Source organism: Bacteroides sp. An269, from assembly GCF_002159755.1.
GTDB classification, from domain to species: domain Bacteria; phylum Bacteroidota; class Bacteroidia; order Bacteroidales; family Bacteroidaceae; genus Phocaeicola; species Phocaeicola intestinalis.
The window spans coordinates 1-529 of the sequence record NZ_NFJG01000271.1; the positions used below are offsets into that span (position 1 = coordinate 1).

Consider the following 529-nt stretch of genomic DNA (forward strand, 5'->3'; position numbering starts at 1 on the left):
TAGCCTCCATCCGCCAATATTTTAACCAAGCGCGGAAATTTATAAGCGAGTTTTTCTATGGTTTGTGGGGCGCCCTTGCTGTCATGCAGGTTGGCTTCATGGATTGCGACGGCTAACGGAAGGCCGAGCGTATCGACTATGATGTGCTCTTTCCGTCCTTTGATTTTCTTGTTCCCGTCTATACCACGGTCTGAATCAACATGATGGGAAGTCTTTACGCTTCTGGAATCCATGATGCCAAGACTGGGACTTTCCTGCCGTCCTGCCTGTTTACGGATGAAAGCGTGCAAGGTATCCATCACTTCTTCAAACACGCCTTCAAGCTTCCATTTACGGAAGTAGTAATAGACGGTTTGCCAAGGGGCGAAGTCAGAAGGAAGCATACGCCACTGGCAGCCGGTCTTGTTGATATAAAGGATGGCATTCATTATCTCTTTAAGCGAATGTTTTCGGTTCCTCGCTTGCGGCTCTAAAATATTTTTTATAACTTGCCACTGTTTTTCAGTCAGGTCGGTTGGATACTGTGTCA

1 protein-coding gene is annotated in these 529 nt (G+C 46.7%); it reads right to left on the reverse strand.

Translation table 11 applies throughout. The features are described 5' to 3' along the window. Nucleotides 1-529 (reverse strand): IS5 family transposase (locus B5F71_RS19695; RefSeq protein WP_087213699.1); only part of this gene is annotated, 529 nt, incomplete at both ends.